A 16055-nucleotide genomic window follows, 5' to 3' on the forward strand; every position below is an offset into this window, starting at 1 on the left:
TATTATGATAAAAAAGGGATGTATCAGTATGATGACGATAGATTGGTGTTTTTTGATGATATTGTAAATAATAATTATAATATTAAGTTAGAGGAATATTTTAAAGATAAACTTCAGTTTGTTACGTTGGATGATGTAGCGGTTATGTGTACGACATCGGGCACAACCGGATTCCCTAAAATTGCTATGCTCAGTCACAAAAATCTTTCCTTTATGTCAAGAAGCCTTGGAAAAGCTGACCCAAAATTTGAAAAGGATGAATTTGTCTCTTTTTTACCATTGCCATGGATAGGGGAGCAAATGATGTGTATTGCTAGTGCACTGATGTACGGATTTAAAGTAAATTTTCCTGAAAATCATGACACAGTGCAAAATGATATGAAAGAGATTGGACCTAATTTGATTTTTTCTCCTCCGAGAGTATGGGAAAATTTGGCTGCAACCGTTCAGATGAATATAATGGATTCTTCAAGGCTAAAAAAATGGATTTACAATAAATGTTTACCGATTGGCTATAGTTATGCTGAAAGTAAGTTTAATAAACAAAGTTTAACATTTTTAGGTAAGCTTAAATATAAAATAGCATATTACGCCGTTTTTAGAAAATTAAAGGAAAGACTTGGATTTACCAATGTAAGAAGTGCGATTACCGGTGGTGCAGCTTTAGGGCCTGATACATTTAAATTTTTCCATGCTTTAGGGATTAATTTAAAACAAATATATGGACAAACAGAGATTTCGGGGATTTCTTGTATTCATAGAGTGGACGATGTTGATTTTACTTCCGTAGGGTTACCAATAGAGGGGACTGAAATCAAAATTACTGAAGATAATGAAATTATTTCGAAAAGTGATGCAGTTTTTCTTGGTTATTATAAAGATGAAGAGGCTACAAAGGCTACTCTTAAGGATGGTTGGTTGTACTCGGGAGATGCGGGCTACTTTGATGAAAATGGAAAGCTTGTAGTAATAGATAGAAAGAAGGACTTAATGTATTTATCTGATGGTTCAATGTTTTCACCTCAATTTATAGAAAATAAATTAAAGTTTAGCCCATTTGTAAAAGAAGCAGTTATAATTGGAGATAAAAGGGATTATATTACGGCAATTTTAAATATAGATATGGGGATAGTGGGTAAATGGGCAGAAGAAAATAAGATAACTTATTCTACCTTTACTGATTTATCTTCAAAAGATGAAGTTTATGAATTGGTTGCACAAGAAGTAAGGAAAGTGAATGCTGATCTGAAAAAAGAGCATACGGTAAAGAAGTTTTTGCTTTTGTATAAAGAGCTTGACCCTGATGATGGTGAGCTTACAAGGACAAGGAAGGTAAGGCGTGGTTTTATCTCTGAAAAGTACAAAGAGCTAGTAGATGCACTTTATGAAGATGTCAGGGAAAAACAAATTACTGCTACCATCAAACTGCAAGATGGAAGAGAGAAGACTATAAATACAGTTATGAAAATATATTTTATGGAGTAGATATGGAGTTTTTTCTTCAGCTAATTGTAGCAGGGATAGTTATGGGGAGTATTTATGCAATTGTAGCCCTTGGGTTTACATTAATTTACAAGTCAACCGGTGTAGTTAACTTTGCTCAGGGTGAGTTGCTGTTGGTTGGTGCATATATTTGTTTGCACTTAACCGTTGAATACAGGCTTAATTTTGTGGCTTCATTCATAATTACTATACTTTTTATGTTTTTCTTTGGTTTTTTTATAGAAAAGATTTTTCTTAGAAAAATGATTGGTGAGCCAATTATATCAATTATTATGCTTACCATAGGGTTATCATCGGTTTTAAAATCAGTGGTGCAACTTATTTGGGGTACAAATACGAAAACATTTCCACAAATTTTTCCTGAAGAGCCATTAATTATTGGTGAGATAAGTATTAGTTATGTTTACATTTTTTCAATTATTTCAGTGTCAATTTTTTTAGCTCTTTTTACTATATTTTTCAAAAAGTCAAAGGTTGGTATTGCTATGAGAGCGGTAGCAAGCGATCAACAGGCTGCCCTTTCAATGGGAATAGATGTAAAAAGGATATTTGCACTGTCTTGGGCAATAGCTGCTGTTGTATCAAGTGTAGGTGGGATATTGATAGGGAATATAAATGGTATCAATACAAGCTTATCTCAGTTTGGCCTTAAAGTGTTTCCAGTAGTAATTTTGGGAGGGCTTGACAGTATCTTGGGAGCTATTGTAGGGGGTCTGATAATAGGAATATTGGAAAATTTGGCAGGGGGTTATATTGACCCTCTAATTGGTGGGGGAGCAAAGGAAGTTTTCCCATTTATTTTTATGATAATTATTTTAATGATAAAACCTTACGGATTGTTTGGTACTGTTGAGGTAGAGAAAGTATGAATTATACAAATTGTGGTGAATTTCAAACAAGCTATGAAAAAGATGCGGCAATTTATAAGTCGTTGTTTTCCAAAATATGTATATATGGGTTTCTGATATCTCTTTTTGTAATCCCATTCTTTATTGATGATTATTTTTTGTATCTTTTTAACATTATATTTATTGCTGTAATTGGCGCAGTCGGACTTAACATTCTGACAGGAATTACCGGTCTAATATCTTTGGGACAAGGTGCTTTTATAGGTGTCGGTGCTTATACTGCAGGGTATCTGGCAAACCAATATGGTTTAAATTTTGTTATTTCCATTCCTATTGCTGGTCTTATAACAGCAATTGTAGGTATGATATTCGGGATACCTTCTTTAAGGCTAAAAGGTTTGTATCTTTCAATAGCGACCCTTGCAGCTCAATTTATCTTGGAATTTATTTTTATACGTGCGGAATTTATCACTGGTGGTGTTACAGGGCTTTCCCTTGATTATGCAAACTTTTTTAATATTTCTCTTGATAATGATTTTAAATTTTACTTTTTTGGACTTATTATGACAATTTTAATGGTAACTGCGGCCAAGAATATTGTCAGGACAAAAATAGGTCGCGCTTTTTTGAGTGTCAGAGATAATTATATTGCTGCTGAAGCGATGGGGATTAATATTTTTAAATATAAAATACTTTCTTTTGGAATAAGTTCATTTTATGCCGGTGTTGCAGGGGCAATGTGGGCATATTATGTTACTATCATTACTCCTGAGCATTTTACGATAGGGGTATCGATTCAATATCTTTCAATGATAATTATCGGTGGTTTAGGCAAAATATTAGGTAGTATTTTTGGGGCGATTTTTATTACCCTTTTACCTGAGGTTTTAAGATTTGTTACCGATTATTTTACTTCAAGCTACCCTTTTCTAACCCAGGCATTCGCATCAATAAGGGAAGCTGCATTTGGTATAGTAATAATTATATTTTTGCTTTTTGAGCCAGAAGGGCTTGTGAGAAGATGGAATCTGATAAAGGCCTATTTTAAACTTTGGCCTTTTTCATATTAAATAAAATTGGAGGATGTCGTATGAAAAAGCTTTTGGTTTTGTTCATATCTGTTTTTTTGGTATCCATGGCTTATGCTGGAAAAGTAAGAGTGGGAGCTTTAGTTGATTTAACTGGACCTACCGGTGATGTCGGGAAACCGTATGCGGAAGGGGTCAGAGATTGTGTCAGATATTTTAATGAAAATGGCGGGATAAATGGAAATGAGGTTGAACTTTTGATGGTTGACTACCAATATAAGATTCCTCAGGCAATTGCGGCATATAAAGATTTCCTTAGAAAAAAGGTTGTTGCTATTCACGGTTGGGGGACTGGTGATACGGAAGCCTTGTCAAAATTTATAACTAAGGACAAAATTCCATATTTTTCTGCGTCATATTCAGAACATATTACCGATCCAAAAAATAATCCTTATAATTTTTTAGTGGGAGCTACTTATTCTGATCAAGCAAGAATAGCACTCAAATTTATAAAGGATAAAGGTGAGAAAAAAACTGTCGCCTTTATCTACAATGACACAGGATTTGGAAGGTCGCCATTTTTCCCTGATGGTGAAGAATATGCTAAGAAAATAGGGGTTCAGCTTGTTGATAAGCAGGTTGTGGATTTAAAAGCCCTTGATGCTACAAGCCAGCTGTTAAATCTTTCCAAAGCTGGGGCTGAGTATGCTCTCGTGCAAGAAACTTATATGGCTGCCTCTACTATTTTAAAAGATGCTAAAAAGCTTGGTATAGATACAAAATTTATAGGACTCAACTGGACTTTCGGTAAAACTCTTATCGATTTGGCAAAAGATGCAGCTGAAGGCTATTATGGTACAAGCTCTTTTGCTTTTTGGGGGCAGACTGATGTGGAAGGGATAAAATTTTTACATGAGTTAAATAAAAAATATCATCCCGATGTAACTTTCAGAGAAGTAAACTATATTCAAGGTTTTTCTTCAATGTATGTTTTGTTGTCAGCTTTAAAGATGACAAAAGGTGAACTTACCGGAGAGAATATTAAGAAAACCCTTGAATCTTTTAAAGATTTTAGCACTATGGGGCTTACTGCACCGGTAACTTTTACTAAAGAAAGTCATAAAGGGATAAAAGCACTTAAAATTTATCAGATTAAAAACTCTAGTATGATACCGGTTACAGATTATATTACGGCGGACTAATGTTAAAAATTAATAATATTGAAGTTGTTTACAATGATGTTATACTTGTCCTCAAGGGTTTATCCCTTGAGGTCCAAAAAAATAGTATAGTGTCCCTTCTAGGCTCAAACGGGGCAGGGAAAACAACCACATTAAAAGCCATCTCCGGACTTTTAAGACCTGATAATGGTGAGATTACAGATGGTGATATATTTTTTGAAGGGGAAAAAATCGATAAAAAAGATGCTTCAGAAATTGTAAAGAGTGGAATATTTCAGGTAATGGAAGGTAGGAGAGTTTTTAAAGATTTGACAGTAGAAGAGAATCTTATAGCAGGAGCTTACACATCTTCAAATACTAATATTAAAACTTCCCTTGAGAAAGTATATGCTTATTTTCCAAGGCTTAAGGAGAGGAGAGGGCAACTTGCCGGCTATATGAGTGGTGGAGAGCAGCAGATGCTTGCCATTGGTAGGGCATTGATGGCAAATCCTAAAATGATTCTAATGGATGAGCCTTCCCTTGGGCTTAGCCCCCTTTTGGTTAAAGAGATTTTTAGGATTATAAGAAAGCTTAATCAAGAGGAAAATACCACAATACTTTTGGTTGAGCAAAATGCCAATATGGCACTTTCTGTTTCTGATTACGGATACATAATGGAAAACGGAAGGGTTGTAATGGAAGGGAAATGTTCAGAGCTTATAGAAAATGAAGATGTTAAAGAGTTTTATCTTGGAGTTAGCTCAGGCAATAAGTCTTACAGGGATGTAAAGCACTACCGCAGAAGAAAAAGGTGGCTTTCATGATAACTATTGATAAGGTTACAAGCTTTTTAAGACAAAATAAAGACAATAAGTTTATCCAATATAGATTAAATGGCTCAAATATTAAAATAGACGATATTTGCACATATGATGATTTCAAAAAAATCAAACCTATAACAAGAAAAGATTTGGCCGAGCTTACAAAAGATATAAAAGTATTTGCAGATTTTTTTGATTTGTGCCCTATTAAAATTTTTGAATCTCCCGGCCCTATTTATAACCTTTTGTTTGAAAGTTATTACCAGTACAGGTTTTACAAAGGATTGGAATATTCAAGTTTTGGTCATTGTGATATAGTCGTAAATACTTTTTCATATCATTTAACACCTGCCGGAGAAATGTTTGATGAAGCTGTAAGAAAAATTGGTGCATCAGTAATTCCATTAGGGCCGTCCTCCTCTTCAAAATGTGCTGAAGTTATAAAAAATACTGGTGCTACGGCATTTATAGGCACAAAAACTTTCTTGAAAAAAGTCTTGGAAGAGTTAGGTGAAAAAAATAGTCTTCTCAAGTCTTATCTTATTGCTGAAAAAATTACAGATGATGAGAGAAATTATTTGAGCAATAAGTATGATATAGAGATATATCAGGGGTATGGGACGGCGGAAGCAGGCCTTATTGCTACTGAGTGTCAGTACAAAACAGGTATGCATGTGGATAACGAAATTTTTGTAGAGATTTTAAATCCTGAAAATGGAGATTTATTAGGTGAAAATGAGGTTGGGGAAGCTTATGTCACTATATTGAACAAAAATTACCCTTTAATAAGATATGCTACAGGTGATTTAGTGAGTTATACATTAGAAAAATGCTCATGCGACAGGGAAGATATGAGGATTCTTGGTGTTTTTGGTCGTGTAGATTCATCAGTGAAGGTAAAAGGTGTATTTATTCACGAATGGAGTTTGACTGAATTTGCTAACAGCTATGGTGTGTCAATAAAACTTGAAATCAGTAACGATGAAAATAATAATGATATCTTATCATTGCATATAAATAAGGATGTTAAAGGGCTTGATTTGGCTTTTAAAGAAAAATTTAAATTGCGAGTTAATAACATTAATGTTAACAATGATATTAATAAAACTGAAATTATAGAAAATCGAACTTATTTAAAAAAGAGGTAAAATATGTTTATTAAAGACTGGATGAAAAAGGATTTAATCACTGTTGAATATGACGATACCGTTTTGGATGCCCTTCACTTAATGAGGGAGCACAAAATCAGAAGGCTTCCCGTACTTAGAAGGGGAAAATTAGTGGGGATTATTACGGAAAAAGATATAAAAGAATTTTCACCATCAAAGGCGAGTACTCTTGATATATATGAAATGCATAACGTTTTGGCAAAAACAGAAGTTAAAGAAGCGATGACAAAAGATGTCATAACCGTATTCCCCGATGATCCGATTGAAAGGGCAGCGCTTATTTTAAGAGATATGAGGTTTGGTGGATTACCTGTAATAGAAAAAAATGGTGATTTGGTTGGAATCATAACAGCTGTTGATGTTTTTGATGTTTTTGTAGAAGCAATGGGTATGAGAAAACCCGGGGCAAGAGTGCACATAACTGTAAATGATAAAGCTGGTGCCATTGCGGAAATTGCTGCGGTACTCAAAAAATATGAATTAAATATCATAAGCTTGGCAACTTTTTTTACAAAGGATAAAGATGAAAGTAAAAGGGATATAGTGATTAGAATAAGTGGAGATAAAGGTAATATAAATAAGTCAATAGACGAGTTAAAGGCTTTAGAGTACAACGTTACTAATGTTATGGAGATGGAAGGGAGAATTACTTCCATTTACAAACTTGATAATTAAATTTTTTTGTTTAAAAATGCTTGACATGGTAAACTTTTTTGAGTATATAGATGCTCCCTTGCAGGGGCGTAGCCAAGTTGGTAAGGCAGCGGTTTTTGGTACCGCCATTCGTAGGTTCGAGTCCTGCCGCCCCTGCCATTTTGAAATTATTATATGAGAAATCTACCTAAAATTGACACTCTAATAATCAAAATTGGCAGCAGTATCCTCACAGATGTTGACGGAGAAGTAAATCTAAAGTTTATAAATAAGTTATCTGAAGTTATAAGTCGTATAAAGAAAGACGTAAATAATGTTGTAATTGTTTCATCAGGTGCAGTTGCCTGTGGATTTAAAACTTTAGGATTTATTAAAAAACCGAAAGAAATTATTGACAAACAGGCTTGTGCAGCTGTCGGTCAATCCAAGCTTATTCAATGTTATGAAAATGCCTTTTTAAAATTTGGTATAAATGTAGGCCAAGTCTTAATTACCAAAGATGATTTTTCAAACAGAAGAAGATATTTAAATGCGAGATATACAATCAGAAGACTTCTGGAGTTTGGGGTTATTCCCATTATTAATGAGAACGATTCCGTTGTCATCGATGAGTTGAAATATTATGAAACTTTTGGGGATAATGACAACCTGTCTGCTCTTGTAGCAGGGCTTTTATCTGCTGATTTGCTTCTTATTTTATCGGATGTCGAAGGGTTATATGACAAAAATCCTCTGCAAGATAACTCTGCAAAGCTGATAAGTGAAGTGAAATATTTCAATGATGACCTACTTAATCTCGGAGGCGATTCAGTCAGCGGAGTTGGAACAGGAGGGATGAGGTCTAAACTTTTGGCAGCTAAAAAAGCACTTGATGCTGGTTGTCTTGTAGGGATTATTTCCGGTAAAAATCCTGAAAATATTGAGAAATTTATACATAATCATGAAGTAGGAACTTTTTTTGGGCTTATTAATGACCGTAAAAGTAAAAAGGAGCATTGGTTAGCTTATGCCACTATTTCAAAAGGTGAAATATTTGTTGATAATGGTGCCGTTCATGCTCTAATGAGTAATAAGTCCCTTTTACCTTCAGGCATCATAGATATAACGGGTAGCTTTAATATAGGGGATGTAGTAAAGATTGTAAATCTTGAAGGGGTTGAGATAGCAAGAGGTAAGGTCAGGTATTCCGCTTCAGACCTTAAAAAGATAAAAGGGAAAAAAACCTCTCAAATATATGATATTTTGGGTTATAAGTTTGCAGATGAAGTGATACACATAGATGATATGGTAATTACAAAGGGAGGGTGATGTGAGTATATTTGAACAAGCAAAAATGGCTTCATACTCATTCATGACTGAATCTACTGATAAAAAAAATAAAGTTCTTAAGAAAATAGCTGAGTTTCTTAATAGTGAGAGAGAATATATAATTTCTGAAAACCTTAAAGATTTAGAAAACGGGATTAAAAATAATTTAAGTGAAGCTCTTTTAGACAGACTGAAACTTGATGATAAAAGAATAGATTCTATGATTAACGGTGTAAATGAGATAATTGCACAGGAAGATCCGATTGGCTCAATAGTTTCAGGTTATAAAAGGCCAAACGGTCTAAATATTTATAAAGTCAGAGTCCCTCTTGGTGTTGTGGGAATAATATATGAGTCCAGACCTAATGTTACTGTCGATGCTGCTGCTCTTTGTATAAAATCAGGGAATGTTTCTATCTTAAGAGGCGGGAAAGAGGCTTCATATTCAAATACTGCTTTGGGTCAGATTATAAAAAGAGCCCTTAAAAGTGAAAGCATTGATGAAAATGTTTGTATAGTTTTAAATGACCCTGATAGAAACCTTATGAATAAGATGCTTAAGGCTAAGGATTTTATTGATATTATTGTACCAAGAGGTGGCGAAGGGCTAATAAAATATTGTACAGAGGAATCATTTATTCCACTTGTAAAGCATGATAAAGGCCTTTGTCATGTTTATATTGATGAGTTTGCTGATGTTAACAAGGGAGTAAATATTGCATTTAATGCAAAGGTACAAAGGCCCGGTGTTTGCAATGCTATAGAAACACTTCTTGTTCATAAAAATATTTATAAAAATGTTTTGGATATTCTGATTCCGATGTACCAAAATGCAGGTGTTGAGATAGTCGGGTGTAATATAGTTGCTAAAGAGTACGGAGTAGCAAAAGCTACTGAAGAAGATTGGAATACCGAATATTTATCCTTAAAAATATCGATAAAGGTAGTCGATTCGTTAATTGATGCTATAAATCATATAAATAAGTATGGTTCTTCTCATTCCGAATCAATAGTGACTGAAAATTATTCAAACGCACAAGATTTTCTTAATAAGGTTGATGCTGCTGCTGTGTATGTTAATGCATCTACAAGATTTACGGATGGTGCCGAGTTTGGGCTGGGAGCTGAAATAGGTATCAGTACTCAAAAGCTTCATTGCCGTGGCCCTATGGGAGCTTTTGACCTGACCACAACAAAATATATTATCTATGGTAACGGACAAATAAGAGCCTAAAAGGGGACAATTTGAAAAAAATAGGACTGTTTGGAGGCACATTTAATCCCATACATATTGGTCACTTAAATATAGCTAAAACTGTTTATGAGACTTTTAATCTTGATGAATTGCATTTTATCCCCTCAAAAATTCCCCCGCACAAAAATTTGTGGTTGACCCCTGCAAAAGATAGATTTGAAATGGTTAAAGCTGCGGTTAAACATATGAAGGGTAATTACGTAGTATCTGATTATGAAATAAAGAAAAAAGGTGTATCTTATACTTATCTCACTTTAAAGCACTATCGTCAAAATCACCCTGGTGCTCAATTGTTTTTTATAACCGGTACTGATATATTTGCTACAATTCAGACATGGAACAACTGGGAAAAGCTTTTTGACTTAGCTAATTTTATTGTAATCAATAGAAAAGAGTTGAGTTTTGTTGAGCTTATCTCTATTTTGCCTAAAAAAGTGTTAAAAATATTAAGAAACCTTGAAACTTTTGAAAATACCCTTTATGGTAGAGTAGTGTTATGTAAGGCAAATGAAATCGATATTTCAAGTACAAAAATACGAAATATGTTTAAGACCGGTAAAATGTCGTCATTTTTGCCAAATCCGGTGATTGAATATATAAAAAAAAATAATCTTTATAAAGAGGTGTAAATTTAATGGAAAGTAATGAGTTGGTAAAAGTAGTTTTTAGCTTGTTAGACGATAAAAAAGGGGAAGACATTGTTGCATTTGATATTTCAAAGGTATCATCTTTAGCTGATTTTATTATAATTTGTTCTGGAAATTCAGATGTTCATATAAAGGCACTTTGTGACCATATTCTTGAAACACTTAAAAAAGATTACGATGTTACTCCGCTTAAAGTCGATGGATATGGATTATCAAAATGGGTCTGCATAGATTACGGGCAAATATTGGTAAATATTATGGGTTTTAATGAAAGGGATTATTATAGCCTTGAAAGTATTTGGGGCGGTTGTAAAAAAATCAAATTAGACGATATAAATGCTTAGATATGTTAAATATTGCCCTGATAAATCCAAAAATACCACAAAATACAGGTAATATTGCAAGGCTTGCAGCAGGAATCAATGCAAAGCTTATTTTGGTGGGTGAGTTAGGTTTTAGTCTTGATGACAAGTATTTAAAGAGAGCAGGGCTTGATTATTGGGATTACGTTGATTTGGAATATTTAGATTCGTTAGACCTTTTTGAACAAAAATATCTACCTGAAGATTATTATTATGCTCTCATTACAAAATTTGGTAATAAAAGGTATGACAATATATTTTCCGAAGTTAAAAGATGTAATAAAATGCCGATGTTTGTTTTTGGTAATGAAACTGAAGGTTTGCCAAGTTTATTTCATAAAAAATTTGAAAATCAAAAATTCTATATTCCTATGAATAGCTTGCACATTAGAAGTTTGAATCTTTCTAACTCAGCTGCTTTGGTAGTTTATGACTATTTGAGGCAAGATGATTTCAGAGATATAGATGCTAAACAAAGTTATTAAAAAGTTTAGTTATTATGAGTTTGTAGTATTTCTTTTTCTTTTACTAATTTTCACGGCTTCTTTTGCGGTTTTTATCGATACAAAAAGCAATAAAAAAATTGAGTTATTTATTTATACGATACATGAAAGGATTTTAAATACCGTTATTTCTGACTTTGATTCACAAATAATTTACTTTAAAAATTTATCCAAAGACTTTGAAAATTTACCTTATTTGCTTGAATATGAAACAAGTATAAAATTTATTATATTTAAAGACGGCTCTATTTTAAGCTCAAATATTGGTTATGATAGTAATTATTTTTTATCATCGTTAAAGCAGCTTGAAAATAAAGGGAGTTTTTTTGCAAATATTGATGATAAAAATATTTTTGGTGTTGCAACTTTAATAAATGGCTATGAAGTTGTTATTTTTAAAAAGCTAAATTTAAATGACAAATCTTTTTCGATATATGGAGAAAAAATAGGGATTTATGACAGATACAATGGTAGAATAATATCTGAAGAATATATTGATTTGAAACTTTTGGAAAAATTTTATTCGGTTAATAAGCTGGATGAGATAACAATATTTCAAAGCAAAGAAAATGTTTTCTCTATCAAAAGGTTTCATGGCTCCGATTACTATGTTTTTGTTTATTCTCCAAAAAGCAATTATATGACTGCAATTGCCAAAAAAGGGGACAAATTTACTTTTACATCTTTTTTATTTGGCTTTGTCTTTGTCGTGGTTTTATTTTTCATTAAGTCTTTTTTAAGCAGATATTTGACAGAAAAAGAGAAATATGAAAAACTGTTTCAACTTGAGCACGAAAAATTTGAAAAAATTGTAGAATCTATTACTGAAGGTGTTTGTCTAATAGATAAGGATTACAATATAGTTTGGTATAATAAATACTTAAATGAGATGTTAGGTGGATTGCATCAGGGGAAGTGTTTTGAAATTCTTCATGGGGGAGATTCAAAGTGTGATTTTTGCCTTCTGGATAATATTTTAAAAAAAGGTGTCACTGAAAGTATCCAGATAGAAAATTTTTTAAAAGATTCTATAGGTCATTTTGAAATTGTGTGGTCCCCTATAAAAAATGAAAATAACGAAATAATAGCTTTCGTATCTGTTATAAAAGATATTACTGATTCAGTCAAAATTCAAAATGAAATAATTAAAAGTGAAACATATCTGAAAAGTATTATATATAACTCTCCTGAAGCGATTTTGACATTTGATAAAGACTTTAATGTAAAAACTATTAATAATGAGGCATTAGCTGTATTAAGATTGGATAAAAAGCCTGAAACTTTGAAAAATATATTTGATAACAATTTACTTTCTAAGATAAGTGAAAAGCAAAGTATAAGAAATTTTGATTGCCATCTGTCTATTGGAGAGCAAAACTATTTACCTGCTCAGGTTTCAGTATCCAAATTAACCGATGAATTAAGTGATGAGTATATTTGTGTTATCAAGGATATGAGTAAAATAAAAGAGCTTGAGGCGCAGGTAATCCAATCCGAAAAACTTTCTGCATTGGGACTTTTGGCTGGTGGTGTAGCTCATGAAATAAATAACCCTCTGGTTGGGATTTTAAATATGGCTCAGGTATTGTCTAAAAATCTGAAAGATAGTAGCTCTAAAAAGATAGTGGATGTAATTATTGATGCAGGTATGGAAACTAAAAAAATTGTAGAAAACTTACTTTCTTATGCCAGGCAACATATTAATAAAGATGAAGAATTTTTTATAATAGAAAGTATTGAATTTGCGCTTAAAATTTTAGGCAGTAAAATAAGAAATGCAAAAATTAATATTCATAAAAATATAGATTCAAATCTAAAGGTAAGAGGGAATAAAGGAAAAGTTCACCAGATATTTTTAAATTTAATAGGAAATGCACTTGATGCTACTACTTCCGGTGGTAATATATATATAAAAAGCTTGATAGAAGAGGGTAGATATATTATTGAAATAATGGATGATGGTGAAGGGATAGACGAGGCTTTTTTAGACAAGATATTTGACCCCTTTTTTACTACCAAACCGCCTGGTAGCGGTACAGGGCTTGGCTTGTCAATTACGTTAGGAATAATTAAAGAGCATGGTTGGGAAATAAAAGTCGAATCTGAAAAAGGAAAATATACCTTATTTAGGATAGTGATTAATGAAAGAATATAGAGTTGTTGTTATTGATGATGAAAGATTCAGTCTTGAATTTTTTGATGCCCTTTTTAGTGCTGAAGATATTGATATATTTAAATATTTATCGGCTAATGAAGCACTTAATAAAATTTCAGAAATAATGCCTGACCTTGTAATTTGTGATCATTTGATGCCTGAAATGAATGGTTTTGAAGTATTGGAAATCTTAAAAAGGAATTATCCTGATATCCCTTTTATTATGATTACAGGTTACGGCACAATAGAAAAGGCTGTAGAAGCAATAAAATTGGGAGCGTTTGATTACATAACAAAACCATTTGATAACATTGAAGATATATTAAATAGGGTAAAAAGAGGAATAGAAAATTACAGACTCAAAACAAAAGTTAAAGTTTTACAGGAAAATATAAGTGAAATTTACGGTTTGCCCAATATCGTTGCAAAAAGCAAAAAGATGAAGGAGATAATACAAACCGTTAAAAAGATAGCAGGTATTAATAGCACAGTTTTAATTACAGGTGAGTCAGGTACTGGTAAAGAATTAATTGCTAAAGCTATACATAGCTTGAGTGATAGAAAAAATGAAAGGTTTATTGAGATAAACTGTGCAGCCATTCCCGAAGCTTTGCAGGAAAGCTTGTTTTTTGGTTATGTAAAAGGTGCATTTACTGGGGCAGATACCGCCAAAAAAGGGTATTTTGAAGAGGCCCATAAGGGGACTCTGTTTTTAGATGAGATAGGTGAAACATCTTTAAATCTACAAGCAAAGCTTTTAAGAGCGATACAGGAGAAAAAAGTCAAAAAATTAGGCTCGGTTGAATCAATAAATTTTGATGTGAGATTAATTTGTGCGACAAATAAGCAGCTTGATAAGCTTATAGAGGAAAATTTGTTTAGGCAGGATTTATATTATAGAATAAATGTTATAGGTCTTTATATTCCCCCTCTTAGGGAAAGAAAAGAGGATATTCCTTACTTAGTTGAATTTTTTGTTAAAAAGTATTCAAATGAATTTAGAAAAAATATAGTTAAAATAGAACCTGATATATATAAAAAATTGTATGACTACAGCTGGCCTGGCAATATAAGAGAGCTTGAAAATGTTATCGAGCGGGCAGTAGCTCTATCTGACAATGATATACTAACATCGGATAATATTATTTTGGAAAATAATTTGCCATCAGATAGTAATGAATCAAAAATAATTTTTGAATATGAAAAAGCCAGGAAAATATTTGAAAAGCAATATCTTAAAAATATTTTGGATTTTTGTGATGGTAATGTGTTAAAAGCAAGTAAATATGCAAATTTAAACCCAGCAACCTTGCATAGAAAAATAAATAAATATCTTAAATAATGTATGTAAAAAAACTATTTATTATTATTTTACTGACATTTACCATAACTTCTTTTGCGGAAACTAAAATCGTAATTAAGTTTAGCCATGTTGTTAGTGAGAATAGCCCCAAAGGTAAGGCAGTATTATATTTTAAAAATCTTGTTGAGAAAAAGAGTGATGGGAGAATCAGCGTTCAGATTTTTCCACGAGGGGTACTTTTTGACGATATTACTGTAGTTGAAGCACTTAAGAATGACATCGTGCAAATGGCTGCTCCCAGTTTTTCAAAGCTAAGTTTTTATGTAAAAGATTTTCAATTGTTTGATATCCCTTTTTTATTTAAGAATATTTACTCTATCCACAGAGCTTATTCAGGAAATATAGGGGAAATATTAAAACGAAATTCGGAAGGTAATGGGATTAAAGTTTTGGCTTTTTGGGATAATGGCTTTAAACATATAACTAACAACTCAAAGGTGATTAAGCTGCCAAATGATATGAAAGGGCTTAAGTTTAGAACAATGGGCAGTGATATTTTAAATTATCAGTTTAGTTTAGCCGGGGCAAAGCCGTATACTAAATCTTTTTCAAATTTAAAAAGTTTATTAGAAGAGGGTGTAATTGATGGACAGGAAAATACATTCAGTAATATATATTATCAAAAAATGTATGAGGTACAAAGGTATTTAACTGTTTCAAAGCATGGGTATTTGGGTTATGCTGTTATTACATCAATGAAATTTTGGAATAGCATTGATAAAGAGTTACAAGATATTATTTTAGAAGCATTGGAAATTTCTACGCACTATGAATACAAACTTGCTATTGAAGACAATGAGCGTAGTTTTGAAATGATTAAGTTGGAAGCAAAAGATTTAGAAATACATTATATTGATGATAAAAATAGGGCTTTATGGGTTAAGTTTTATAAAAGATATCATGAGAAGTTTACAAATGTGATATCTCAAGAAATTTTAAAAGAATTGGACAATTTGTGAAAATGAAATTTATGCCCCTTTTTCTATTAACTATATTGGTGAGCTTTTTTGGTGTATACCATGACTTTTCAGGTTCAGGTGATTATTTGGTACAAATAAAAAAATATTTATTATTGTTAATGTTTTTTATCTTTCTTATCTTGCCTTTGAAATTCAACAAATTTTATAGATTAGGTTTTGAGAGCAGGTATAATTTGGAAATGTTAAGCAAATTAATATATATATTATTTATATTTATGCTTATTACAAGTGTATTGGTAAGAATATGATTAGCTATCTTATACTATTTATTAGTTTTGTAATGTTGAGTTTTTTTT

15 protein-coding genes and 1 tRNA gene are annotated in these 16055 nt (G+C 32.2%); all 16 read left to right on the plus strand.

The genetic code is table 11. The features are described from left to right. Nucleotides 1–1485, plus strand: a 1485-nt coding sequence (locus tag LF845_RS03815) for an AMP-binding protein (protein ID WP_242819676.1), incomplete at its 5' end; no start/stop codon positions are given. Nucleotides 1486–1487: 2 nt separating this feature from the next. After that, the gene (locus LF845_RS03820) at nucleotides 1488–2372 is read left to right on the plus strand and encodes a branched-chain amino acid ABC transporter permease (protein ID WP_242819677.1); all 885 of its coding nucleotides are present in this window, start codon (nucleotides 1488–1490) and stop codon (nucleotides 2370–2372) included. Then, complete coding sequence (locus tag LF845_RS03825) at nucleotides 2369–3421, plus strand: branched-chain amino acid ABC transporter permease (RefSeq protein ID WP_242819678.1); 1053 nt, start codon at nucleotides 2369–2371, stop codon at nucleotides 3419–3421. Before LF845_RS03820 ends, LF845_RS03825 begins: the two co-directional genes overlap by 4 nt. Nucleotides 3422–3441: 20 nt before the next feature. Beyond that, complete coding sequence (locus tag LF845_RS03830) at nucleotides 3442–4581, plus strand: ABC transporter substrate-binding protein (RefSeq protein ID WP_242819679.1); 1140 nt, start codon at nucleotides 3442–3444, stop codon at nucleotides 4579–4581. Beyond that, nucleotides 4581–5366: an ABC transporter ATP-binding protein gene (locus tag LF845_RS03835; RefSeq protein ID WP_242819680.1), complete on the plus strand. Its 786-nt coding sequence runs from the start codon at nucleotides 4581–4583 to the stop codon at nucleotides 5364–5366. Before LF845_RS03830 ends, LF845_RS03835 begins: the two co-directional genes overlap by 1 nt. Continuing rightward, nucleotides 5363–6511: a phenylacetate--CoA ligase family protein gene (locus LF845_RS03840; RefSeq protein WP_242819681.1), complete on the plus strand. Its 1149-nt coding sequence runs from the start codon at nucleotides 5363–5365 to the stop codon at nucleotides 6509–6511. The genes LF845_RS03835 and LF845_RS03840 overlap by 4 nt, the downstream gene beginning before the upstream one ends. A gap of 3 nt (nucleotides 6512–6514) precedes the next feature. Beyond that, entirely contained in the window at nucleotides 6515–7207 is a 693-nt protein-coding gene (locus tag LF845_RS03845; RefSeq protein ID WP_242819682.1) for a CBS and ACT domain-containing protein, read from the plus strand. Between the two features lie 62 nt (nucleotides 7208–7269). After that, nucleotides 7270–7345, plus strand: a tRNA-Gln gene (locus LF845_RS03850). Between the two features lie 15 nt (nucleotides 7346–7360). Beyond that, nucleotides 7361–8494 (plus strand): glutamate 5-kinase, encoded by a 1134-nt coding sequence (gene proB / locus LF845_RS03855; protein ID WP_242819683.1) that lies wholly within the window; start codon nucleotides 7361–7363, stop codon nucleotides 8492–8494. A gap of 1 nt (nucleotide 8495) precedes the next feature. Continuing rightward, nucleotides 8496–9728: a glutamate-5-semialdehyde dehydrogenase gene (locus LF845_RS03860; RefSeq protein WP_242819684.1), complete on the plus strand. Its 1233-nt coding sequence runs from the start codon at nucleotides 8496–8498 to the stop codon at nucleotides 9726–9728. Nucleotides 9729–9739: 11 nt separating this feature from the next. After that, nucleotides 9740–10378 (plus strand): nicotinate-nucleotide adenylyltransferase, encoded by a 639-nt coding sequence (gene nadD, locus LF845_RS03865; protein ID WP_242819685.1) that lies wholly within the window; start codon nucleotides 9740–9742, stop codon nucleotides 10376–10378. 5 nt (nucleotides 10379–10383) lie between these two features. Continuing rightward, complete coding sequence (gene rsfS, locus LF845_RS03870; protein ID WP_242819686.1) at nucleotides 10384–10740, plus strand: ribosome silencing factor; 357 nt, start codon at nucleotides 10384–10386, stop codon at nucleotides 10738–10740. Between the two features lie 2 nt (nucleotides 10741–10742). Continuing rightward, nucleotides 10743–11243, plus strand: a complete 501-nt coding sequence (locus tag LF845_RS03875) for a tRNA (cytidine(34)-2'-O)-methyltransferase (RefSeq protein WP_242819687.1) — start codon at nucleotides 10743–10745, stop codon at nucleotides 11241–11243. After that, a complete protein-coding gene (locus LF845_RS03880; RefSeq protein ID WP_242819688.1) occupies nucleotides 11224–13416 on the plus strand; it encodes a PAS domain-containing sensor histidine kinase in 2193 nt (730 codons plus the stop codon). The genes LF845_RS03875 and LF845_RS03880 overlap by 20 nt, the downstream gene beginning before the upstream one ends. Beyond that, on the plus strand, nucleotides 13403–14758 hold the full coding sequence (locus tag LF845_RS03885; RefSeq protein WP_242819689.1) for a sigma-54-dependent transcriptional regulator: 1356 nt from the start codon (nucleotides 13403–13405) through the stop codon (nucleotides 14756–14758). Before LF845_RS03880 ends, LF845_RS03885 begins: the two co-directional genes overlap by 14 nt. Beyond that, nucleotides 14758–15738, plus strand: a complete 981-nt coding sequence (locus LF845_RS03890; RefSeq protein WP_242819690.1) for a DctP family TRAP transporter solute-binding subunit — start codon at nucleotides 14758–14760, stop codon at nucleotides 15736–15738. The genes LF845_RS03885 and LF845_RS03890 overlap by 1 nt, the downstream gene beginning before the upstream one ends. Nucleotides 15739–16055 lie beyond the last annotated feature (317 nt).

It is taken from the genome of Deferrivibrio essentukiensis, from assembly GCF_020480685.1.
In the GTDB taxonomy this organism is placed as follows: Bacteria; Chrysiogenota; Deferribacteres; order Deferribacterales; family Deferrivibrionaceae; genus Deferrivibrio; species Deferrivibrio essentukiensis.